Here is a 24,131-nt window from a genome sequence, read left to right as displayed (position 1 = left end):
TATGGTTCCCAAAGAAAACTTGTCGAGTATATTTTGTACGGCTCTAAAACACTGAGCTTATTAACATAGCTATATTCACAGTAATTTAAGATATAGCCCAGTAAGTGTCAGCTAGTACTCTTTTTAAACAAAATAAAAGCCTCTTTAGGCAATTAAATAATGATACAAACTTAATTCTATCGAATAATGTAAACGCAAATGCATTGATACAATAGAGTGTGTTTTTCCTCCATCGATCTCTGTTGCTTGCTCATCCATAATCGAATCTTCAACGATATCAGCTGGGCCTAAATAATAAAATTCTGTACCTTCAGAATCATCTTTTTTAATAAAAAAATGTATTACAGCTGTTTTATCTTTTTGAGATTGAAATATTTCAAGCATTGGTCCTGAATTTCGTGTTTGCTTAGACTTACTATACCATTTGATAAGATCTGGACTTAATATCTTATCTTCATAATGCACCTTGGAATTCAAATCTTCCGTTTTTTGATAAGTTGTGAAAATAGGCAGTGTGTTATGTTTAAGGCGATATCCATAAATAGTACTTGATTCGTCCTTATGCCAATTTAATAATCGACATATATCTTTTCTACTGTAACGCTCATACAGTTTTAATGGTGTAGATGAAAAGTATTTTTTATTTTTCGCTTTTGCTACATTTATAATATCTAAGAAGCGATTTTTAAACTCTTGATTACATTCTAATAGATTTTTTATTTCTGATGCCAGAATATAATTTTCTGATGCCTCATCATAAATAACTAAAGAAGATCCACCATACCTTTTTCGTTCAATCTCTCCCCAAAAATCATAATTCAATATTCTTTGGACAGAAATTATAGTTTCTACTGTATAACTAACTTGATTATCATCTAAAACTTTTAAATAATTAGCATGTAATAATGTAGATTGGATATATAAAGTTTCTAATAATAAAACTTCATGTAAGCGTTTACCATTTAATAACTCCCTCATTAAGAACAACAAAACGGCATCCGCATATACCCCAAAAGTTTTTATGGGTTGTCCTTCCATTGAGGCAATAAAGTCATCATATGTTTTATATGAACTGGCTATAACACTAGGATCTACACTATTATTGGTAATAAAATCCAACAATAATGGGATACGGCCTATACGGTTTTTTAAATCAATGTAAGCCTTTTTGATGGATCGAACACTATCAAGTTTGACGGAAGAAATAGCCTTAAGCACTCTCTCCTGTGCTATTTTTTCAAAGCTAATATTACTCAAACCATACAAATTACCAGGATCAATAGCTGCTCGTCTGATAGTTTCTTTATTCAATGAGTTATCACCCATCAAGGCTATTGGGATCAAATAGTTCTTCTGATAATTCCCTATAAAATCAATAACAACTAGATATTCTTTAGTTGGAAATTTGCGCAATCCTCTACCTAGTTGCTGAATGAATATGATGCTTGATTCCGTTTGTCTCATCATAATCACTTGATTTAAACATTGAATATCAATGCCTTCATTAAATATATCCACAACAAAAATATACTGAATTTCTCCAACCTCAAGCCGCTTAATAGTGTGTGCTCTATATTCCTGTGGATCTTCTCCCGACAATGCTACAGTTCTATAACTTCTATTATTGAATTCATCTGAAAGATCTCTTGCTTCATCTAGTGAACGACAAAATATTAAACCTTTGGGTGAATCACCTGAATACCCATAATATTCTATTTTTTCAATTAGAAAATCGACTCGCTCGTCACTAACTAAATGTTTCAGATTGGATAAATTATCAATTAATTCGCCATTAAGCTCATAATCCACCACGCCAAAATAATGAAAAGGCGCAACTAAATCCATTTCTAATGCGTCTTTCAAGCGGATCTCATATGCAACGTTGTAGTTAAACATTTCAAAAATATTAAATCCATCTGTTCTTTCTGGCGTAGCAGTCATACCAAGTAAAAATTTCGGTTTAAAATAATCTAAAATTTTTTGATATGAAGTAGCACCAACTTTATGGACTTCATCAATAATAATATAATCAAAATGATCAGCTGAAAACTTATCTAAGTATTCTGTCTGTGACAAAGTTTGTATTGTCGCAAAAAGATAATTAGCGTTTAAATTTTTTTGATTGCCCGAAAAAATACCATATTCAATCTCTGATGAGGCGGGAATAATTTTTTTAAAACTTTCGGATGCCTTTAATAAAATTTGTTCTCTGTGTGCCAGAAACAGCATTCTCTTGGGTTTAGCATTTTGTATTTCAAAGGCAGATAAATATGTTTTACCACTTCCGGTAGCAGAAATAATAAGCGCTTTTTTTTTATCTTGATCTCTTAAAGCCTTAAGATTTAGCAAAGCATCTTGCTGCATTTTATTTGGTTTAATTATGTCTGTATTAACTACTTCAGATATTGAGTTATCTTGCTGGTATAGCTTGTTATTTTTCTGATATTCAATCGTATATTTATTGATAAAAACCAAATCTAATAACTCACTAGCTCCCCACTCATCTTCAAATATATCTCGTAATTTTTTGTAGATATCACCATCTTGATAGCTCGTAATAGCGAGATTCCATTCATAATTTATCTTTAATGCATTTGCCGTTAGATTTGAGCTACCAATAATTGTAGTTGAGTAATTTTCATAATGAAAAAAATAGCCTTTGGCATGGAATCCCTGTTTTGTCGAAATCTTCACTTCTAAATTAGAGATTTTTAGTAATTCTTTAAATGTATCAGGATGGTTAAATGTTAAATAATCTGATGTTAGAAGTCGGCCAGTAATTCCTCTAAGAGACAAATCTGACAAGATTGTTTTAAGTAGAGATAAGCCCGATTTAGTCACAAAAGCGACCGCAATATCAAATGATTTTACATTTTTTAATCGATCAATAATGCCTGACAACAATTGATCATCATAACTTTGATTTGTAAAAACCTCAGCTTTAAGGTGATCTTTCGCTTGTATCTGATGATCTACAAAGCTGTGTAAAATAGACTGCTTAAAATCTTTATGCATTGCGACTCTCTTCTTTTAAGATTTTTTCAACAGCAGAGATATCAGCGGGGGCCCAATTTAAAGTTAGTAGCTCAGAAATAGGAGTCCACATTCCTTTTTCATGTTCGTATAATTGAATCTTTCCACTTTGAAGAACTGACTTATAAACACTTAAATTAACATTTATATTTTCATATTCGTGTAAATGAGTATCGATATGTGCTTGTACCAGTATTTCACATCCTAATTCTTCTTGAATTTCTCGTTTAAGTGCCTCTTCAGGAGTTTCACCGGGTTCGATTTTACCTCCAGGGAATTCCCATAATCCTGGTAAGCTCATTTTTTGAGATCTTAAGGCACAAAATATTTCATTTTTTTCGTTATACATTGCAGCTGCAACAACATAAATAGTTTTTTTAGTCATAAATCTGGAATACCTAATACAACATTTATTTGAATACCCTCAGTATATACATTTATTTACCATATATTCCTTATATTCATCTCTTTTTGAAAATTATTGAAAATAATTTTTTAAACAACAAAAATGGTCAATGGCTTAATTTCAAACAAGTAAGGATCATTGATCGCTCTGATAGTTGTGTAAGATTTTCTAATCCACTCCGATTTCTTTTTTATGCTATTCCTTCGGGTCATTCGAACTATTTACCCATCTCACTCTTGTATCTTATTTTCTCTAAGATCACCGATGAATATCTGATGGATGCAAGGACAACAGACACGGTTCAAAAATGCAGGATCCAAATAGAAATAATAGTTTGGGATATTGCTAATAAGGAGTCGAATGAAATACTCTGACGCTTACTCGATACTCATCAAATGATGCTACTTTTAACTAAGCAGCTAATAAATATCCAGAATAAGAATAATTGAAGGTGTAAATGGCTTACCCGGTAGAAGTGATTATTATGGATAAAGAATTTAATTTACTTTGGTATAGCAACCAAGCCATATCTGATAGACTTTAAACAGAGCTAACCATGTTTGATTGACCATCCAAACATGTTGCTCAAGATAGTATTAAATATCACTTTTTATCAGCTTATCGATTGATACGGTTAAAGTTTTTGCCGTGCCAATATGAAGAGAAAAATATTATCCATAAGTAAAATACCACCTCTAAAAGAGGTGGCTTTAAATTGGGCCCCCTATAAGGGGGCTATATTCTTTATTAATCCTCCAACAATTCCATTTGTTGGTCGAGCTCTTGATCAACTTTATCCTGATGCCTTACATAACGCCTAATGATGGCTTCATTAACCCCCACCGTATCAGCAAAATATCCCCTAGCCCAAAAATGATTACCCCAAAGTTTCTTACGTATATGCGGAAATCGATTATATAACCTTATCGCACTACGTCCTTTCAGGACTCCCATTAGTGTTGATATTGATAGTTTAGGTGGGATCATTACAACTAAATGTACATGGTCTGGCTGAACATTTAGCTCCAATACTTCACAGTCTTTCATATTGCAGAGAATATAAATTGTTCTATAAAGCTCTTTTCCTACTTTATCTTTCAATATCTTATAACGATATTTAGGTGTCCAAACTAGATGATATTTGCAACGCCAATACACATGTGATGAACTTCTGTATAAACCCATGTTATTTCCTCTTTACTTGTGGTGAGTAAGAGATAGTTTTTTAACATGGGTTTCCTTCAGGCTATAGCCTCACAGGGTCAATCACCACCTCCTTAGGAGGTGGTTTAAGGCTGACAATAAAAAAACGGACCTCATTGAGGTCCGTTTTTTATATGGTGCCCAGGGCGGGACTTGAACCCGCACAGCCTTACAGCCGAGGGATTTTAAATCCCTTGTGTCTACCGATTTCACCACCTGGGCTAAATTGTATTTACTTGTTACGCTTAATACCCGTTTATCAAACAAGATAGATAACAAATAAATTTTAAGCATTTACTTCTAAACTAACTTTAGTTTTTGCTCTTCTCTCACCAACTTGGTCGCTAGTGGAAGAAAAAACGGACCTAAGTTAAGGTCCGCTATTTGTATGGTGCCCAGGGCGGGACTTGAACCCGCACAGCCTTACAGCCGAGGGATTTTAAATCCCTTGTGTCTACCGATTTCACCACCTGGGCTAAATTCTGTGGTGCGCCCGTAAATTCTTATTACTAAGATAAATACTGGTATGGACGACTTATTACTTATTTCCCAATGCCATTGATAATGGACTTTTTTGCACCAAACTCTCATCTAGAAGAGTTGGTGCCCAGGGCGGGACTTGAACCCGCACAGCCTTACAGCCGAGGGATTTTAAATCCCTTGTGTCTACCGATTTCACCACCTGGGCATTAATGGAGGCGCGTCCCGGAATCGAACCGAGGTACACGGATTTGCAATCCGCTGCATGACCACTCTGCCAACGCGCCTCAACTACTCAATCTCATTAGAGATTGGAGCGGGAAACGAGACTCGAACTCGCGACCCCAACCTTGGCAAGGTTGTGCTCTACCAACTGAGCTATTCCCGCTTTACCGAACTTGCTGATTTACTTATTTATTTCCGTAAACCGTTGTGCCTTTCGATGCGTTGCATTCTACTGATTTCCTGAATCTAGTCAACACTATATTTGCATCTTTTTGACTGTTCGGTGAATTTTCAGTCATTTCGATCAACCTTCACGCAAATCTGACCATGCAGCGCTCAAATATTGAAACATTGACCAGAATGTCAGCACGGTTGCAATATATAATAAAGCGAATCCAAACCACTCCGCTTCAACAGTAGGACGCCATAATAACACAACCAGTGAACCCATTTGTGCGGTCGTCTTCACTTTTCCTATCCAAGAAACTGCAACACTATTACGCTTTCCTAATTCAGCCATCCATTCTCTTAGTGAAGAGATGATAATTTCACGAGCAATCATGGTTGCTGCGGGTAAGGTTATCCACCACTCATGATAGTATTCAGTAATTAAAACAAGTGCTGTTGCAACCATTACTTTATCCGCTACTGGGTCAAGAAAAGCCCCGAAGCGAGTAGTTTGTTTCCATCTACGTGCTAAAAAACCATCAAACCAGTCAGTTGCAGCTGCTACCATAAAAATAATAGCGCAAACTAATGGAGCATCTTTGAATGGTAAATAAAACACCAAAACAAAGAATGGGATTAGTGCGACACGAAATAGAGTTAGCCAAGTTGGGATATTTAGTTGCATAGCGTTCTACACGACCTAGAAAAGTGAGAGTTATTAATATGGTGCATCAATACACTTAGTGTTTCAACGCATTAAAAATTTTTTCTGCTAATGCAGTCGAAATTGTGGGGACTTTCGCAATTTCTTCAACACTTGCGTCTCGCAAAGCTTGTAGCCCTCCCATATATTTCAACAACATTTGACGGCGCTTAGGCCCTACACCTTCAATAGATTCTAACGAACTGGTATTTTTCACTTTTGCTCTACGCTGACGATGTCCCGTTATTGCATGACGATGCGATTCATCACGAATATGTTGGATCAAATGCAACGCAGGTGAATCAGAAGGTAATGCCATTCCTTCACCTTCAGGCACAAAAAACAAGGTTTCAAGCCCTGCTTTACGATCACTCCCTTTTGCGACACCTATTAATTTCGGGTGTGATTTGTCCCAATCAACATCAAGAGAATCAAATACCTCTATTGCTTGTGCTAATTGCCCTTTACCACCATCGATAAAGATAATATCTGGAACCTTAGTCTCTTCTAATGATTTACCATAACGTCGAGTGAGCACCTGATTCATCGCCGCATAATCATCACCAGGAGTAATACCACTGATATTATAGCGCCTATATTCAGATTTTAATGGGCCATTCATGTCAAATACTACACATGAAGCCACAGTTTGCTCTCCCATAGTGTGACTAATATCAAAACATTCCATTCGTTTTATCTCTTTCATACCAAGAAGAGACATCAACGAGGTATAACGTTGTGAAATTGTCGATTGTTCGACTTGTTTTGAAGCCAATGCTGTTGCTGCATTTGTTCTGGCTAATTTTAAATAACGAGCTCTATCACCACGCGGTTTTGTTTGAATTTGAATTTTTCGCCCCGCTATTGAAGAAATTGACTCAGAAAGAATGGCTTTATCTTCTAAATTAAAATCAAGCAAGATTTCAGTTGGTAAAGTTCGAATTGCACTACCTTGTAAATAAAATTGGCCAATAAAAGTCTGAACAACTTCATCAATTGAGGTATTTGCGGGGACTTTAGGAAAATAGCTCCGACTTCCTAACACTTTACCTTGACGGAAAAAGAGCACATAAACACAAGCAATCGCACCATTAAAAGCGACACTGATCACATCAAGATCATCACCAATATTGGCGACAAATTGTTTTTCAGTCACTTGCCTTACCGCTTGGATTTGATCACGAATGCGAGCCGCCTCTTCAAAACGTAGATCTTGGCTTGCTTCTTCCATACGTTTAACCAATCCGTCAATAACTTGCGAATCATCACCTGAAAGAAAAAGCCGCACATAATTAACTTGTTGGGCATATTCTTCATCAGAAACATAGCCTTTTACACAAGGTGCAAGACAGCGCCCAATTTGATATTGCAAACAAGGCCTTGAACGATTGCGATACACACTGTCTTCGCATTGACGAATAGGAAACAATTTTTGCATTAATGCCAATGTTTCTCTCACTGCAAAGGAGTTAGGAAAAGGCCCAAAATATTCCCCTTTAGCATGTTTTGCACCGCGGTAACTAGCAAGTCTAGGGTGTTTATCACCACTTAAATAGATATAAGGATAGGATTTATCATCGCGTAACAACACATTATAGCGAGGTTGATAACGCTGGATGTAGCTATGTTCAAGCAATAAAGCTTCTGTTTCTGTATGGGTGATCGTGACATCAATATTGGTGATGCACTTCACTAAAGCTTCGGTCTTACGGCTATTTACTTGTGTGCGGAAATAGCTCGAAAGCCTTTTTTTCAGATCTTTAGCTTTGCCAACATAAATTACTGTGTCTGTCGCATCATACATCCGATAAACACCCGGTTTATTTGTGACTCGGCTTAAGAATGCTTTGGCGTCAAATTTGTCTTCCACTTTGTAAATGACTCTCTATCTCAATTAACCCATAACGTATTGCTATATGTGTTAATTCTACATCACCTGAGATTTTAAGTTTACTAAACATTCGATAACGATAGCTATTTACTGTTTTTGTATTAATATTCAGCTCTCTTGCAATTTGTGCGATTTTTTTTCCTCTGATGATCATCGACATAATTTGCAATTCTCGTTCAGATAGATGATGTAACGGATTTAATTCTTGCTGTAATTTTGTGAGTGCGATTTCCATAGCTAACTCTTGGCTTATATATCGTTGACCGATACAAACTTGCCGAATAGCTTGCAGAATATTTTCACAAGAAGTATCAACGACAATAAAGCCTTCAATACCTAATTGAAGAAGCGTTATTGATAATATAGAGTCTGTTTTTGGTGAAATAACAATAATTTTAATTGATAAAGATGATCGCTTTATTCTTTTTATAGAATCAATTAATGATACTGAAGGTGCTGAATAAATAATAATAAGATTAACCGAAAATTGTCGACAATAACGAAATGCATCACTTTCATCATTCATCACCTTTCGGATATTGATTTTTTTAATCTGACTAAGAAGTGTTTTTATTCCCAAGCTAAATATTTCAACTCGACTTATTATCAATGTATTTATCAATAACACTCTCCTTTTAAATCAAAACATAACAAAAAAATTAGATTAACTTGTTATAAATTTTAAAGAAAAGAGCATACTATAATAAAAAATAGCAACCTACCTCTTCCTTAGCATTAATTAATATTTATTTAATAAAATCATAAGAAAAGACTCATATAGAAAAGAGTCTTAAAAGAATAAAAAATCCAAAAAACTAATAAATTAAAATATTATTTATTAAACATACTAATAATCTCTTGCTCTGTTAGCATTGGTGTTTTTTCTACAAAATTATAATAAAGAGGTTTGCTATCTATATAAATTTGTATTGTTAGTTTACTTTCTTTTGCATCAGGGAATAATCCTGCTGATGCATAGTAAGTATTGGTTTCTTTTAAATGATAAAAAAGATGAGAGCCACAATGCTTACAAAATGCTCGTTCTCCCCATAAAGATGAATCATAGCGTGTTATATTTTCTTCACCTTCAATCCTCAAATCTGATTTACAATCAATTGAAAAACCAGGACCACCATTCCAACGCAAACACATACTACAATGACAAACACTGAGCGCAGATATATCTTGTGCTGTCGATAGTTTAACTTTACCGCATAAACATTGACCTTGATGCATTATAACTCTCCTTTTCGTTAAATCATGCACTAACCATTTAAGATTATATGCATGATTTAATTAATAAAATAAACACAACACAAGCTAAAACATGACTTACACACTTGTATTGTTAGTTTGTTTTTTCGGCGGTAATGGTGAGAAATACCCGATTAATAAAATCAATATTGCAACACCAATAAAGGCCAATGCTCTCAGCAATCCACTACTTAATGATGTATCAATTAGGAAGAGTTTAGCGATAACCACAGCCAATAGTACACCACCAATAAACCATTGTGAGCGTGACTTCTTACGTGTCGCCATTACCATAGTCACTAATGCCGTAATCGCCCAAATAATGGCTAATACTGTTTGGATCACTTTGGAATTAATGATTGCATAACTCGACCAATCAATATCTGTTGCAAAGACTAACCCTCTTAATAAAATACCGTTTGCCCACCAGAAAATCATAGCAGGAATAATGTAATTAAATACCGGTAAGTTATTTTGCAATAATGCTTGATACTTAGGTGACTGTTTTATTACTGAAATAAATTTATAGCCAACCCATATTCCAACAATACCCATTAGATCCATCAAGTTAAATAATGGAATAAATTTAATTCCACCTTCAGTACCGTTATTAAAGTTCGCAAAGATTAAAGAAAGTGCCAGTAATCCTAAAGCCGGTAAAGTAACTAACCAATAAGTATTTTGGTACTCTTTTATCCAATTAACTCCCATTGCTAACATATAGCTTATTGCAATAAATAAACTTATAGCAAGAATAACGCTTGCAAAATGTAAGCTCACATAAAGGTACGTAACATCCAGCAACCAAATAATTTCAGTAAATAAGAAAATACCAATAAAGACAAGATGCATAATATGGATCAACGCTTTATTGATCCTTTGTTTCGGCAATAACGTATTTACTTTAAGCAAGTAGAAACCACTTGCAAAAATTGCAATCCAGATAATCGCACTTAACCAATTATCAATTAGCGAACCTGCGAGATAGATGTAGACCAACATAATAAGTGCTGACATTGGCCATAATAAAATAGAGCAACTTGCCAACTCAGAAAATAGGGTTTTCTTACCCGCAAAGAACATGCCCCAACAGCTAATAAGAATAAATGCAAAGGTAATGGATTTTACCTCTGGATAGAGCCAATATTCGCCATACTCTTGTAAAAGTAAAACGCTATATCCCCAACTTACAACAGAGATAAATAGTGCTACATATCCAATAGTTTGATTATCAATATTAGTAAACTTAGCTCGATACCACAGTACTGCAACAGCAAATACAGCGATTACTTGTATTACGATCATTAGCCAATCACCTAACAAGGTAACAGGCATGTTGAACAATAAAATAAAGGAAACTGCAACTAAAAGAGTCCCTGCAATAGCGGGTTTCTTTTGCTGCTGTAAAACAGAAAATGCAAGGATCATCACCCCTTCAATAGCCCATACAATCGATGTCCATTCAGCAGAGAATGCAAATGGTACAGCTAAAGTGGCAAAAGTAGCAGAGAGCATAAAGAAGGCAATCGCCAGCAATTTACCCTCTTCACGATAACGCTTAAGCACAAACCAACTTAGTGCGAAATATGCTAATCCACAAAGCGATGAAGCAATAGCAACGCCATATTCCCATTCTGAAGCTAATTGATGTTGGAAGATAAAACCAATTAATGGTGTACCAAATAGTAATGTGGCATCAAAAGAAATATTAAGTTTCAGTTTGTTTTTTAATGTTGAAAGCTCCGTTGCAACACCAAAAATCAACCAATTTGCAATTAAAAATAGCTGGCAAGGTAAATAATCGGCATGAGTGTAATTAGGTATCGCCCATATAAAACCAATACCAAAAGTAAAAGCAAAACCAATAAGATTTAATAAACGCCAAACTTGCCAATGACTGATAATAAGAATGCCAATTGAAAGGATAAGATAATAGCTAAACAACCCAACATAATTGTTATCACCAGTAGACAATAAAACAGGTGCTAAATAACCGCCAAGCGAGGCTAATATGGCTAAACTAATGGCTCGATGAATAACTGCCAAACTTACACTGACCAAGCAGATAAACACCATAATCGCGAGAGCAATACCAATAGGAATAAAATCATAAATTTTAGTTGCGGCAAAAATAGTAATATAAAACCCACCAATGCCACCACCTTGCAAAATTAATGCATATATCAAGTTTTTCTTTCTAAGCCACCAGCCAATACCTAATAAGGCCAAGCATCCTGTTCCAGCCATCATTAAGCGTGTTGATGCTGAGATAAGCTCATTCTCAATACTGTATTTAAGTAAATAAGACAGACCAAAAAAGAGCAATAACATCCCTATTTTAGCCAGCGGATTTCCTGTTACTACCCAATTCCAAATAAGTCCCAAAATCGATTTCTGTTGACGTTTTGGGCGAGAATTTAAAGCAGGTCTATATTGCGATGCTGGTCTATTTGATTGAGGTGTAGCACTTTTTAAATGACCTGTTTCAGATCCCGCAAGGCTAGCACTTGCCACATTTGCTCTATTTTCCACACGTGGTTCTGATACAGGTTCAATAGATGTTTGTTTCGCTTCTTTTTGATAATGATGAGCAAAACGACTCGTTGCTACCTTAGGTTGATAAGATTCAGGCTCTTTAGGTGTAGGAACTGTTGATATTTCTGTCTTATTAGATTGTTTGTTTTCAAGGTTAATATCATTAACCATAGAAGATTGAACAACTGGTTTTTCTTCTTTAGGAGAAACTTTATTAAATGCCGTTTCTTGTGATGCTTGTGCGCGTTGATATGCTGGCGTTTCTTTGCTCTCCGCCTTATTTTGCACATGCTCTGTTGTCTTAGTAGGTTCAACTGTTTTAGGGTCAACGGTTTTGGGTTGATAAGTTGAATCGGTTGAAACTGTTGGTTGAGGCTCTCTTTTTATATCATGAGATAAATCCTTAACTTCGCTTTTCTGAGCGTCACACTCTGTGAGAATATCCACAGTTTTGTCTTTATTTAATAACTTAAATAATTTCTCTTGTTGCTCAATAAGTTTTTCTTCAAGCTGTTTAATTCGATACAGCAATGAATTGCTATTTGTATAAGAGTGGTATTGCCAATACAAAGACACCACGACAAATATTGTAACGATGAGCACCAAAAAGTCGTCCATAAACCTAATCCTTTTGCATTAAGCATCATATGGTTTTAATCTCTTAACCTTAGTTATACTTTAATTTTCACAGATTTATCTTAGTTTATTCCTAAATAACCTATTTCGAGAACTCTTGATTTAAACCTAGCACATAATTTCGAAAAAAAGGTATGATCGGTAACCTATCTTAATCTTCCATTTATATCGCAAAACACACTCATAATATGAAATTAAATGACGAATTAACTAACGCTATCGCTTCTGTAACAGAAGCTGCAGCTATTGCAGCAATGCCTTGGATTGGAAAACAAAATAAAAATGCAGCAGATGATGCCGCTGTCAGTGCTATGCGTGAACGTTTGAATAGCCTAAATATCAATGGTGAAATTGTCATTGGTGAAGGTGAAATAGATGAAGCACCTATGCTTTATATTGGCGAAAAAGTCGGTAATGGGAAAGGCGATAAAATAGAAATTGCTGTTGACCCAATTGACGGTACTCGTATGGTAGCAACAGGTGAAAATAATTCCCTAGCAATTTTAGCTGCTGGCTTTGAAGGCAGTTTTTTACAAGCTCCCGACATGTATATGGAAAAATTAATTGTTGGTAAGCAAGCTGCCGGCGTGATTGACCTTAACCATTGTCTTGAATATAACCTTGATGCTATTGCACAAACATTAAATAAATCTATTGAGCAATTAACTCTCGCTATTTTAGATAAACCACGTCACCACGATATTATTAAAGACCTACGCGCTAAAGGCATTAATGTTATTACACTTCCTGATGGTGATGTTTTAGCCTCTTTATATGCCACAATGCCTAATAACAGTATTGATGTTATGTACGGCATTGGTGGAGCACCTGAAGGTGTTATTAGTGCTGCGATTGCTAAGGCATTAGGCGGTGATATGCAAGCACGTTTAATTACTCGTGATATCGCAAAAGGAAACAGTGCAGAAAATAGAGAATATGCCGTCTCTGAAATTGCTCGTTGTCATAAAATGGGGACTGATGTAAATACCAAATTGTCATTAGACACATTAGTACGTAACCAAGATGTTATGTTTGCAGCAACCGCAATTACTGCTGGTGATTTCTTATCGGGTGTTAATCAACAAACCCAATACCTACAAACACACTCTTTAGTGATTAATGGTTCAACACATTCATTACGTTATATTGAGAATTACCATTTACGTTAATACCTCAATTTGTCTTTCTTTCCTTGAGACATAAAAAAAGCGGTACTCGATTAAAGTGCCGCTAAATTTATTTCAAGGGGTATATTTATTGTTATTTATTCACTTCAGATTTAAGCCAATAAATTGGCTGGATTCTCAACACATAATTTTTTGATAATAGATTTATCAATGCCACGCTGAGCCAATAATGAAAGGAATACATTAGGAACAAATCCCCAACCATTTCCCCCATTTTTTGCCCACATCTGTTTTAAGAACACATCATGGCTTAATACGATTTGGCTACCATAACCTCTTTCAATTAAGCTTGCGACAGCTTCTACGGTATCCATAACACTTGGTGCAGCCCCTTCTTTAGGGAAAGAGATATCGAGGCCAATCATATCGAACTCAAGCCAAACACCACGATCTAACATTTTGCATTGATAATCAATATCTTTGCCTGATGGATCAGAGTGTGCCAATGAAATCTTAGCGGGATTACATCCCATTTCAGTTAATAGAATATCTAAAACTTCATCACCACGACGCTGCCAACCCGGCATATGAATATTCATCGATGCATGAGGATTACTATTTTGTGCAATAGCAGCTGCTCTTAAGCTATTTTTCTCACCATCAGTAAAGAAGGGAGAAACACCAATTTCACCAATCATACCTGCACGAATGTCAGTACCATCGATACCTACATTCAATTCATCATCAATGATTTTTGCCATTGCATCAATATCATCAGCTAGTCGTTTTCCTTCAAACTTCTCAATATAAAGCCCGGAAGAAGCCACAACGTTAATGCCTGTTATCTCTGCAACTTGTCTTAGTTTTCTAATATCACGTCCAATAGATGAAGAGCCAGTTGCATCAACAATTGTTCTTCCACCTAACTCTTTGAAGTTATTTAATTCAAAAATAACATCTTCGATTGGTTTCTTATCCATATTATCGCAGCAGCAATATGGATCGTATTTAAGCCCCCACTGAATATCTGCACTCACTTTTTTATCAACTAACACGTGCGAGAATTCATAAAAAGGTTCATCAACAACACCTGAGAGATCATTAAAGAGGTGTTCATGGGGCAATGTTAGCCCCATATCTTCTTTTTTCACGGGGCCAGTTACGGTTTGAATATAACCTTTCATTACGATACTCCTACGCTTTTACTGACTTAGTGGCTCTGAATTCAGGGATTGTGGTTACAATCGCACCTACTAGCGCAAATAATGTACCGATGATTGTCACTAAATAAACGGTATTGCCTAATGAAGGTAATAATAAGTCAATTAATACAGAACCTAATAATTGACCCGCTGTTGAAGCAACTCCTAACATCAGCAAGCCTAAACCACGAACTAAAATAGCCATTAATGCGATAGACATGAGTCCTAAAGGACCACCTAAATACATCCACCAAGTACCTGGTAATTCAAGAGTGATATGGCCTAATGCCATACGAACAATAAGAGCAATGGTTAAAACAGTGAAGCCAACAATAAAGTTCCAAGTAATAGACACCATCATAGAACCGGTTGCTTCTGCAACTTTAGAGTTACCTGCTGGCTGCCAACCGGCTAATAAACCTGCGAGGAAAGGTAAGATTGCTAGATAGATAAATGAGGTTGAGTGCCATTGTGGAGAAACCACAAATAAAGTTGCAACAACGGCTAATACTGCACCTAATACACGATATGGCGTGAAATATTTTTTCTCATCAACACCAACACCAAAGCGGTCACACAATAAGCCTGATAATAAGAGTGCTGAGATTAATGCTGTTTGGAATGTTGCGATCCCTAATGCGCTTGCAGAAGCCCCTTCAGAGAAAACAACCATTGCACCACAAAGACCTGCAAACCAGTTCCATAATGGAATTTTGCGCGTTTTAATTAAACTTGGAATTGAAGCAAATTGCTGGCGATACTGTTTTTTCGACATGATGATAAAAAACATCACCACTAAACCACTGGCAAAAGAAATAACTGCGCTCGCGTTACCATCTTTTAAAACATGCCCTAACTGCCCATTCACCGCAGACTGCATTGGTGATAGCATACCTGCTAACACAGTTGCTAACATCAGCAATGGTGTTGATAAATTTTTTGTACTCATAAGATGTTCCTTTTGGATTATTGGCTATGAGTGATTTCTTTTTTTATTTTTCAAGTAATCGGTTTTTTATTAGCGCAGAGCGGCAACTCTGCGCTTTTTTACTTTTTATGACAGTTATTCTTAATGCAAATTAACGGGCAATTTGTTTAAGAATGTTGACCCACATATCTGCATAATGAGGCCATGCTAAGAATTCTTTACTACCCCAGTGAGGAGAACAGTCACTCATAAAGCAGCCCGTTTTCCCTTTTTCAAATTGACCAAATACCAACAATGGATCTTCGCCAATATTCAATACCGTCTCTGTATTCTCTTTAGCTGAAACTTTGTTATAGCCAAGGAACATAGGCCATTCACCAAAACCTTTTACTGATGCATGCTGAGCATTCACAGCACTTGCAAATACACCTTCAGGCGCTTCAACACGATCGTCACCATCCAGCATTTCGACAGGCAGAACTTCTGCAAGTAATGTGTTTTTGTAGTTTGCTTTAGCTTCAATACCCATAAATGACAGGTAACCACCAATCATTAATAAACCACCGCCATTAACTACAAACTCTTTAATTAACCCTAATGCGTTAGGAATAACTTTCATGTTATAGAAAGTATCGTTTTGCAGAAGGAACGTATTTGCACCAATGTCACTAATGACAATGACATCGTATTTAGCTAATGCTTCAGCCGTTTGTGGGAATGCAACCTGAACGGTATGAGCAGGCATATAATCAACTTCAACACCCTTTTCTCTTAAGCAACTTAATAAGAACGTTGAACCTTCTTCATATTTGCTGGAAGTGAAACTGTCGTAGCCTTTGGAGTGGATCATATGAATATGCCATGACTCACCAATAAATAAGATTTTCATTTTTATTCCTCTTTCAAAAAAGATTATTTATTCAGGGGATTGGGTGACAATCTGTGAATATGTTGTTTGATTGATGCGATGCATGACATTAATATCTTCAGGCATTTCTGAAGCATTACTCGTCTCAACAGCTAATGATGAAAAAGCTGATGCATAGCGTAACGCATAAGAAAACTGCTTTCCTTTTGCCAACGAGGCAGCGAGCGCACCATTAAAAGCATCACCTGCCCCTGCTGTATTTTTTACAACTGCCGGATATGCCGGCGAGTAAATATACTTATATCCGTCATAAGCTAACGAACCTTTACTACCCAGCGTAATAACCACCTTATTTACGCCTTGCTGATAAATAGAAACCGCAGCATTTTTTGCGGACTCTAAATCAAGTACTTCTATTCCAGATAATAAACTCGCTTCCGTTTCATTAGGTGTTAATACATCTATCATTGGAAGTAATTCATTAACTATTTTGTTATAAGGTGCTGGATTAAGAATAATAGGAATATTATTCTCATTTCCAATAGCAATAATTTCCTTTAATGCTTCAATATTTGTTTCTAATTGTAGTAAAATTATATCTGCATCAATAATTTTATCTTTCTGTATTTTTACTTCATCAGCAGAAATATCCATATTAGAACCAGAGTAAATAGAAATAATATTCTCCCCACTCTCTTCCGAAACAAAAATAGAAGCTGTTCCTGTTTGGTAATTTTCAGTTTGATATATCGTTGATGTTTTTATTCTTGATGACGATATAAAATTAACTGCATAATCACTAAATTGATCAGTGCCTATCTTAGTAATAAAATGTACCTGCGCATCAGCATAACTCGCAGCCAGTGCTTGGTTACAGCCTTTACCTCCTGGTGAGAAGATAAATTTATTCGATAATAAGGATTCCCCGGCTTCTGGCAATCTAGGAAGATAGCTAATCATATCAACATTAAATGAACCCAGTACGCACACCTTATTTATTGCCGTCTTGTTTGCTAAATCGTTTTTATCAATTTGATCATTACATTCTAGAAATTGTATAATTTCTTTCTTAGCTACTTTGTCTAATGTTTCAAATTCTATAAAAGCGCCACCATGGCATCTTTTTATAATTCCCTTTTCTGCTAGTGTATTTAAATCTGATCGTATTGTTTCTTTGGTAACATTAAGTTCTTTAGCCAAAACAGAAACTTTTACTGCACCATTACCTTTGATCAGATTAATTATTTTCTTATGACGTTCTGCTTTCATTTAATGTTACCTCTATGGCAACAACTTTAGTTTATTAGTTGTTATTGGATTGTGATTACAATCATATGTTATTTATTAAAAGCAAAAAAAAGCAGAAATACAAAAATAAAAAACAAAAAGAAACAGAAATAAACAATGAAAACCGTAAGATTATTTAATAAATAAATTTGAGATTTATTCATTTTTTATAAAAAATAGAGTTATTAAATAACGTAACCTTAACTTATTTAGTATAAATAAATTTAATATTACTTTTTACCTATCCTCAGGAAATAATATTAAATTTCCACATACAAGAATAAAATTTACTTTTATAAATAAGACATTACAAAAAAATCACTTTATATTTCTGTAAAGTAATCGTAATAATGCTTAAATAAAACACAATCTAATTGAATCGAGCAATGCATTAATTATTTTTATCATCTCTGATTTTTAGTCAGAATTTACCATAAAGGAATTCTAATCATTAAACACCAAAGAAAACGATACCCTTTTGACAAAGGACGTAAATTACTTAAGTAATGCAAAAGCAATGCTTAAAACATACTCATTTTTCATCTTTCATTTTTGTGATCTAAGTAACATTTAGTTAGATAAAAAAGTCATCACCTTTGTCTATTTAGTTCACATGTAAGTCAATCTTTGAGTTCATATTGTAAATCAAGAATGGTTTTTATCTATTTTCTATACCATCTATAAATATGATTTGTTTTTTTAACCACTTTATTCACAGTAATTACATCTAGAATAAGAATAAATGCAGATAATAATGTCAATAAAAATAAATATATCGATATTTTAAACTATTTGTTTTTGTCAAAAAGTCTTTTTATCAGAAACATTTAGACATACTTCTTTCCTCGCACTTTGCCTATTTTAGACTTAAATTTATTCATACCGTCAGACACAACATAAATACCTGACAAAAGCACAATATAAAATAAGGATATATCAATGAAAATAAAATCACTTATCGCAATCTCATTATTAAGCGCTAGCTTTTCTCTTTTCGCTGCAGAGAGTTCAACACCATCTACCAATATTCAAACTCAAGGTGTTATTCAGGCTCAAAAAGAGCTTAATGATTATGAAAAAATCATGATAGAAAAAGTCTGGGTAACGACAGATGCTATCGATGAAAAAGGTAATAAAACAACTGCAGATAATGCGCAAGTAACCAATTATTTTGGCCTTGCTGAATACTACCCTAATGGCACGTTTATTATGTTTACACCTGAAGGTAAACAAAAAATGCAAGGTGACTGGTCAATCTCAGATGATGGAAAAATACGTACCTTAGTTGCGAAAGATACTGAAGGCAAAACGCTCTTCACCCGAGATGTAGAAAATATCACGGTTAAAAATGACGAGTATACCTATCGTATTTATCCAAATGCGGATGATCGTAATACCTATTTTGATATTATTCATCACGTTAAAAAATAAATTTAATGCGTTGTTTTACCTGCAAATTAACCCTACTAAATTAGTCCTGCTTAATAAATAAAAAAGGGTTGCTTATTTTTATAAGTAACCCTCACTTTATTTTTATAACCTACTTGTCATTTCACTGAAATTAATCAAATTATTAAAGTATGGTCTGAGATTGCCCTTCAATCCAATAAATCACTTTATGCGCTTCTTCTGGTGTGGGTACTTCCAATTTACTCAACATGCGTTCCATTACTTTAACTGGCACAGCTTCATTTCGTGCATTATTTTGCCTCTGCCATTGCGCATAAGGAACTTCAATATAAACCAAGGTGACTTTAGCATTATAGCGATAAAATAAAGAGATAAGCTGATCTCGCATTTTTCGCGTAATATTGGTGGCATTCCAAACAAAAGGTTTATGCTCTCGTAAATAAATACGGGCTTGTTCTTTTGCTTGCTGAGCTATCCAACCATTAGCATCTCTATTATCAGGTTTAATATTATGCTGGCGACGGAGATCATCTAAACTCACAATCGGAATATCAGCACAATGTTGGCGAATAAAGGTATCTTTTCCCATACCCGGTAATCCACATAACACCGTAACCTCACTTCCTTTTTCCGGATAAGGCTCATAATTGCAATCAGTACTATTCTCTGTATAAAAATAGTGAAAACGAGCATCATCTGAAGTAAATGGAGCGACTCTACGCCAACAATTTAACTCTTCGCAATAAAGTGTAAATAGCGCAATTTTATCAAAAAGTGCCTTCTTATCTTCACAATCTCGCCCTAAAACATCAGCTTTAGCCAATAATGCCAATAAATAACAATCTACTCTTAATGATGCAGCAAGCAGCGCTTTTTTAGGATCAGGTTTATCCATCACCCATAGCGGTAATCCGTGAAAACGAACTAAAGCCGCGATCTGCTCTCTATCTGCAAAATTTAAAGGCACTTTTTCATATAGAAAAAGACGCGTTGTCAATTCACCTTTACGTGCATGACCCGGTGAAACAATTCGTCCCTCTTCTTCTCGTGTTGTAGAACGCTTTTCTACATCATGAAGAAGTGCCGAGATCCATAAAATTTGCTGTTCTCTTTCAGTTAACGTTTCATATTCTGGCAATGATTTAACTGAATTGATTACTCTTTGTGTATGTATCGCCACATCACCTTCTGCATGATGAATAGGATCCTGCATAACACCTGCCATATCACTAATTTCATCATACAGTTCACAGAGGTGTTCCCATGACATTTCAGTATGTAATTTCTTATGAAGCATCATTGAGGCTCCTGTGTTTTTTCCCAAATTAAAGGGGCTCGTCGCCAATTTTTTTTCCAATGAACATCTGTTTTAACATGGTCTTTTCTAACATATTTAAAAACACGATGTGAAAAATCATCTAAAGAAAACGACTGAGCATCTCGTGTAACAATACCCTCCATTGGGCTTGGTTTTTGCGTTAAAACATCTTGTGATTCAAAAAAACTTGCCTGTTGGGCTTGTGAAACAATCATATTTTCAAAATCAGTTTTATCCTGACATTCAGGCAGTTTAATTTCTGGTACTATTGGCAGATCAAAGAGAGAAGCATAAAACTGCACTTCTTCCCAACTTAGCCATTTATCTTTATAACGAACTGCAAACACATAAAAATATTCTTCTAAGTGTGTATATTCAATAGAATGAATGGCATATAGATTTTCACCGAAAATATCTAACTCACCTAAATCGTTTTTCATCATTTGCCAACGTTGACGTAATTGAGATGTCCACGCTGATTGAGTCGGGGCTGCATGCGAGCGAGCAAAAACCCCCCATTTATTTAGGCAATTATTTTCTCCATCCAGTTTTTCTGTATGGATAAGTTGTTTTATTTGGCAAATATCCTGCCACCATTGCGCATTTATACGATCGTCATTTGTTGTGCCTGGTGAAAAAGGATAGTGATAGGTTCTATCATATTTTTGTGATTGATTATTCATGATTTAATACTCATTAAGTAACAGAAGGTCTACCAAATTTAAAGAGAAATTCGGTAAGTCAATTTTTCTGTATTTGCACTATTCCTTCAGTGCCTTAATGCGTATTACATAATAACAACCTACAATAAAGAGAGAGAGAAAATAAGGAGATGGTTATATTAACCTCAAGCTGAATAGAGTGCTAGATAAATAACTTTTTTATCTCTTATATTACTTTTTTGCCTAATTTTAACATCAAATATCGGAGGAAACATGTACAACGATCTCCAAGGAAAAGTAGCTGTTGTTACAGGTTCATCAAGAGGTATTGGTGCTGCTGTTGTATCTCGATTAATCGCTGAAGGAATGAATGTCGTAATTAATTATCATTCTAATGAAAAAGAGGCCCAATGCCTTGCAACTAATTTAAATAAATTAAATTCAGGTAAAGCAATTATTTTTGGGGGTGACATTAGTAACGAGGATATTGCTCATAATCTTATTTATTGCGCTATAAACCATTTTGGTAAGCTAGATCTTCTTATTAATAACGCAGGTATTGAAACACAAACACCTTCTCACGCTGTTGATTTAGCTGACTGGCGTAAAATTATCGATGTAAATTTAACAAGCTATTTTCTCACTGCCCGCTCTGCATTAAAATATTTTGTAGAAAATAACATTCAAGGCAATATCATTAATATGTCGTCTGTTCATGAGATTATCCCTTGGCCAACATTTGCAAGTTATGCCGCAAGTAAAGGTGGTGTAAGAATGCTGACTCAATCTCTTGCTCTTGAATATGCAAGCCACGGCATTAGAATTAATTCGATTGGCCCAGGAGCAATAAATACGCCTATCAATCAAGAAAAAATGCAAGACGATACTCTTCGTGAAGAATTAGAAAATATGATCCCGATGAGATATGCAGCTGAACCAGAAATGGTTGCTAACGTTGCCGCATGGTTAGCATCAGAACAATCAACCTATATTACAGGACAGACCATTTTTATTGATGGTGGAATGACCCTTTACTCTTCTTTTCAAGGCGGTAAGGGTTAAGACTAACGAGTAATAAAACACCCACTTTTTGGTTATTAAAATGACTAAGAAGTGGGGGTGTGATGATTTATTCTTTTTCTAAATAAATAAAAACATTTTCAGAGTTGATTAAATTTTCAGGAAGAATAAAAGAAATATCTGAAATAAATGGCATATCTAATTTTTGAGTTCCTGTTGAAATAGATACTCCCGCCTTTAGCCACGCATCAGCAACTAATTCTGTACAATAAACACCTTGCTTCGGGTAAATACTAAAATTTTCACCCACTCGTTCTAATGCAGTTTGCACTGCAATCTCTCTTGCTTCTTTACTTCCTTTTACTTGGTAAAAACGAACTGAATTAAGCTTTGCTCGAGTAATGAAAAATTCAAGACTATCCACAGTAACACCATCTTTTATATTATTATGTTCACTGGGTGTTGAATGGATCACTTGAATGCCGTTATCAGAGATCCACAGCATACCTACGTGGCTAAACCCGCTTTTATCAACTTGTTTAATTATCTCACTAATAACTTCATCCCCATCCCGAAAAACCAAATCACCGTTCTTTAAGTCATGAGGCAAAGCGAGTGCATAAAATGCACCCACTAAGAATAAAGCGAAAATATTAAAAGTGCGAACAATCACTTGATGGCAACTTTCCATTTACCATCGACATTAATCATCTCTTGTGCTTGATTTTTTTCCACACCATCTTTTAATACAGTTTTTAATGTCACAATTGCACTATTTTTATCTTCACTGTATTCAATACTGATAACTTCAACTTTACTCAAGCCACCTTGCTTTTTAACTTGTTTTCCAGTCTCTTCTACAATCATTTTAAATTTGCTATTAAATTGTTCAGCTCTTGGATCTCCTTCCATATCACCTAAGTGAATTAATGAAATGACTTTATCCCCATTCCCTTCAGCAACTGCTTCAACAAATGCAACTGCTGCCTGCCCTGGATCATCCGTTTTATCACCACAAGCTGATAATGCCATGACTGTAAATATTAAAAACAGAGAACCTACAATTTTCTTTAACATAATTCACCATCATCATAAAAAGTTATTTTGGCCAAAAAAATCTTATATAAAATATTTTCCATATTAGAATATAAGGTAGCAAATACATTATTTAAAATTAATTTAATAAAGAGAGCTAACTTCGCCTTTCTTATCGATAAATTATACGTGATAAAAATAGATTTCGGCATATTTTTATATCACTCACTATTTGTGAGGGACGATTAAATGAAGTTTAATTAGTTTTGCAACATATTATAAAAAGAGTAACTCTATTTATCACAGAGAACTTACTAGTTACACAATGAAAGTAATTTATTTTTTATCCTTTATAATCAATAGATAATAAAGAATTCATCTCTACTTTTTGACTTTTTACTTTCATTTTAATGAATATAATTAAGAGCAAGTGTTAATAAGAATAAATTTTATTATTTTTGTAATAACCTTAAAATAAAATTATTCTCTATTTATTGCTGTAACCACTTTAATTTTTACTAAATATAATGTATTTCATCTTAATTTATCTAATTAACAAACATCATTTAAATTAATATTTCATAGAGAATATCAATTTAATATTACAAATAACAATATTACAACAACCAAACAGACTAAAAAACAATTCTATTTGTTTTCACAATATATCATAGCATGTTATTGCCTAATATTTGGGTCTTTCGCCTATAACACATTGCAAAAAAATACAAACAAACACT

At 34.8% G+C, this 24,131-nt stretch carries 19 protein-coding genes and 5 tRNA genes; 3 read left to right on the top strand and 21 right to left on the bottom strand.

All coding sequences use genetic code 11. From position 1 onward, the window contains the following. Window positions 1–144 precede the first annotated feature (144 nt). The 13 genes from GWJ01_RS15060 to GWJ01_RS15000 all read right to left on the bottom strand — a co-directional run bounded on the left by GWJ01_RS15060 (window position 145) and on the right by GWJ01_RS15000 (window position 12,516). Window positions 145–3,015, bottom strand: coding sequence for a DUF3427 domain-containing protein (locus GWJ01_RS15060; RefSeq protein ID WP_161711256.1), 2,871 nt, complete (start codon window positions 3,013–3,015; stop codon window positions 145–147). Next, on the bottom strand, window positions 3,008–3,418 hold the full coding sequence (locus GWJ01_RS15055) for a (deoxy)nucleoside triphosphate pyrophosphohydrolase (protein ID WP_099660541.1): 411 nt from the start codon (window positions 3,416–3,418) through the stop codon (window positions 3,008–3,010). The genes GWJ01_RS15060 and GWJ01_RS15055 overlap by 8 nt, the downstream gene beginning before the upstream one ends. 768 nt (window positions 3,419–4,186) lie before the next feature. After that, window positions 4,187–4,624, bottom strand: coding sequence for an IS200/IS605 family transposase (gene tnpA / locus GWJ01_RS15050; RefSeq protein WP_161711255.1), 438 nt, complete (start codon window positions 4,622–4,624; stop codon window positions 4,187–4,189). A gap of 153 nt (window positions 4,625–4,777) precedes the next feature. Beyond that, a tRNA-Leu gene (locus tag GWJ01_RS15045) sits at window positions 4,778–4,864 on the bottom strand. Window positions 4,865–5,031: 167 nt separating this feature from the next. Then, window positions 5,032–5,118 (bottom strand) — tRNA-Leu (locus GWJ01_RS15040). 125 nt (window positions 5,119–5,243) lie between these two features. Continuing rightward, a tRNA-Leu gene (locus GWJ01_RS15035) sits at window positions 5,244–5,330 on the bottom strand. Between the two features lie 5 nt (window positions 5,331–5,335). After that, window positions 5,336–5,409 (bottom strand) — tRNA-Cys (locus GWJ01_RS15030). A 25-nt stretch (window positions 5,410–5,434) separates the two neighbouring features. Continuing rightward, window positions 5,435–5,510, bottom strand: a tRNA-Gly gene (locus tag GWJ01_RS15025). 141 nt (window positions 5,511–5,651) lie between these two features. After that, a complete protein-coding gene (gene pgsA, locus GWJ01_RS15020; RefSeq protein WP_075674025.1) occupies window positions 5,652–6,200 on the bottom strand; it encodes a CDP-diacylglycerol--glycerol-3-phosphate 3-phosphatidyltransferase in 549 nt (182 codons plus the stop codon). A gap of 55 nt (window positions 6,201–6,255) precedes the next feature. Then, window positions 6,256–8,088, bottom strand: coding sequence for an excinuclease ABC subunit UvrC (uvrC, locus tag GWJ01_RS15015; RefSeq protein ID WP_109401748.1), 1,833 nt, complete (start codon window positions 8,086–8,088; stop codon window positions 6,256–6,258). After that, window positions 8,072–8,635: a LuxR C-terminal-related transcriptional regulator gene (locus tag GWJ01_RS15010; RefSeq protein ID WP_231040173.1), complete on the bottom strand. Its 564-nt coding sequence runs from the start codon at window positions 8,633–8,635 to the stop codon at window positions 8,072–8,074. The genes uvrC and GWJ01_RS15010 overlap by 17 nt, the downstream gene beginning before the upstream one ends. Window positions 8,636–8,940: 305 nt before the next feature. Beyond that, entirely contained in the window at window positions 8,941–9,345 is a 405-nt protein-coding gene (locus tag GWJ01_RS15005) for a GFA family protein (protein WP_109393942.1), read from the bottom strand. Window positions 9,346–9,441: 96 nt separating this feature from the next. After that, a complete protein-coding gene (locus tag GWJ01_RS15000; RefSeq protein WP_161711254.1) occupies window positions 9,442–12,516 on the bottom strand; it encodes a DUF2339 domain-containing protein in 3,075 nt (1,024 codons plus the stop codon). A gap of 206 nt (window positions 12,517–12,722) precedes the next feature. Here GWJ01_RS15000 and glpX point away from each other — a divergent pair, with 206 nt between their 5' ends. Further along, on the top strand, window positions 12,723–13,703 hold the full coding sequence (glpX, locus tag GWJ01_RS14995) for a class II fructose-bisphosphatase (protein WP_109401746.1): 981 nt from the start codon (window positions 12,723–12,725) through the stop codon (window positions 13,701–13,703). Window positions 13,704–13,813: 110 nt separating this feature from the next. Here the strand turns inward: glpX and GWJ01_RS14990 are convergent, their stop codons facing one another. From GWJ01_RS14990 to GWJ01_RS14975, 4 genes are all read right to left on the bottom strand, one after another. Continuing rightward, window positions 13,814–14,845, bottom strand: a complete 1,032-nt coding sequence (locus GWJ01_RS14990) for a methylphosphonate esterase (RefSeq protein WP_109401745.1) — start codon at window positions 14,843–14,845, stop codon at window positions 13,814–13,816. Window positions 14,846–14,855: 10 nt separating this feature from the next. Then, complete coding sequence (locus GWJ01_RS14985; protein ID WP_098942535.1) at window positions 14,856–15,812, bottom strand: DMT family transporter; 957 nt, start codon at window positions 15,810–15,812, stop codon at window positions 14,856–14,858. 130 nt (window positions 15,813–15,942) lie between these two features. Further along, window positions 15,943–16,680: a glutamine amidotransferase gene (locus GWJ01_RS14980; protein ID WP_109393946.1), complete on the bottom strand. Its 738-nt coding sequence runs from the start codon at window positions 16,678–16,680 to the stop codon at window positions 15,943–15,945. 27 nt (window positions 16,681–16,707) lie between these two features. Beyond that, window positions 16,708–17,928: a PfkB family carbohydrate kinase gene (locus tag GWJ01_RS14975; RefSeq protein WP_109393947.1), complete on the bottom strand. Its 1,221-nt coding sequence runs from the start codon at window positions 17,926–17,928 to the stop codon at window positions 16,708–16,710. A gap of 957 nt (window positions 17,929–18,885) precedes the next feature. Here GWJ01_RS14975 and GWJ01_RS14970 point away from each other — a divergent pair. Next, window positions 18,886–19,377 (top strand): DUF4822 domain-containing protein, encoded by a 492-nt coding sequence (locus tag GWJ01_RS14970; protein ID WP_109393948.1) that lies wholly within the window; start codon window positions 18,886–18,888, stop codon window positions 19,375–19,377. A gap of 142 nt (window positions 19,378–19,519) precedes the next feature. Here the strand turns inward: GWJ01_RS14970 and GWJ01_RS14965 are convergent, their stop codons facing one another. Continuing rightward, entirely contained in the window at window positions 19,520–20,656 is a 1,137-nt protein-coding gene (locus tag GWJ01_RS14965; protein ID WP_109393949.1) for an AAA family ATPase, read from the bottom strand. Further along, on the bottom strand, window positions 20,653–21,357 hold the full coding sequence (locus GWJ01_RS14960) for an RNA ligase family protein (RefSeq protein ID WP_161711253.1): 705 nt from the start codon (window positions 21,355–21,357) through the stop codon (window positions 20,653–20,655). The genes GWJ01_RS14965 and GWJ01_RS14960 overlap by 4 nt, the downstream gene beginning before the upstream one ends. A 252-nt stretch (window positions 21,358–21,609) precedes the next feature. Here GWJ01_RS14960 and GWJ01_RS14955 point away from each other — a divergent pair, with 252 nt between their 5' ends. Next, a complete protein-coding gene (locus tag GWJ01_RS14955) occupies window positions 21,610–22,398 on the top strand; it encodes a glucose 1-dehydrogenase (RefSeq protein WP_161711252.1) in 789 nt (262 codons plus the stop codon). Between the two features lie 67 nt (window positions 22,399–22,465). Here GWJ01_RS14955 and GWJ01_RS14950 read toward each other — a convergent pair whose 3' ends face one another. After that, window positions 22,466–23,047, bottom strand: a complete 582-nt coding sequence (locus tag GWJ01_RS14950; RefSeq protein WP_109393952.1) for a YiiX/YebB-like N1pC/P60 family cysteine hydrolase — start codon at window positions 23,045–23,047, stop codon at window positions 22,466–22,468. Then, window positions 23,026–23,433: a DUF4878 domain-containing protein gene (locus GWJ01_RS14945; protein ID WP_109393953.1), complete on the bottom strand. Its 408-nt coding sequence runs from the start codon at window positions 23,431–23,433 to the stop codon at window positions 23,026–23,028. The genes GWJ01_RS14950 and GWJ01_RS14945 overlap by 22 nt, the downstream gene beginning before the upstream one ends. Window positions 23,434–24,131: the final 698 nt, after the last annotated feature.

It is taken from the genome of Proteus sp. G2618, from assembly GCF_009915995.1.
Lineage (GTDB): Bacteria > Pseudomonadota > Gammaproteobacteria > Enterobacterales > Enterobacteriaceae > Proteus > Proteus terrae.
This window is presented reverse-complemented; position numbering and strand designations above follow the sequence as displayed.